Source organism: Neisseria sp. HMSC067H09, from assembly GCF_001814135.1.
Taxonomy (GTDB): Bacteria; Pseudomonadota; Gammaproteobacteria; order Burkholderiales; family Neisseriaceae; genus Neisseria.
Map to the genome: position 1 here is coordinate 1 of NZ_KV814912.1, position 492 is coordinate 492.

The 492-nt window shown below is 58.7% G+C and carries 1 protein-coding gene; it reads right to left on the reverse strand.

The genetic code is table 11. The annotated features are described in order from the left end of the window. Positions 1-57: 57 nt before the first annotated feature. Positions 58-492: helix-hairpin-helix domain-containing protein (locus HMPREF2954_RS06900; RefSeq protein ID WP_321178156.1), on the reverse strand; the 435-nt coding region annotated here is incomplete at its 5' end.

A 492-nucleotide genomic window follows, 5' to 3' on the forward strand; every position in this document is an offset into this window, starting at 1 on the left:
AGCAAGAGGTCGTCTGAAAACTTTTCAGACGACCTCTTGCTTTATTCATCCCATCGTTTAATGCAGATGCTCGTAAATGGTTTCCGCCAATGCCTTGCTGATGCCTTCGACTTGTTCCAAATCTTCTTTGCTGGCGGCAACGACGCCGCGCAGGCCGCCGAAGCGGGTGAGCAGGGCCTGGCGGCGTTTGCTGCCTACGCCGGGGATGTCGCTGAGGGAAGAGGTAACGCGGGCTTTGTCGCGTTTTTTGCGGTGGCCTGTGATGGCGAAGCGGTGCGATTCGTCGCGCACGGTTTGCAGGAGGTGCAGGGCGGGGCTGTTGGGCGGCAGGCGGAAGGTTTCACCGGTGAACGGGAGGATGAGTTCTTCCATGCCGGCTTTGCGTTCGGGGCCTTTGGCGATGCCGACCAAGGGGATGTGCAGCCCGAGTTCTTCCCATACGGATACGGCGATGCCGATTTGTCCTTTGCCGCCGTCAATCAATACGACATC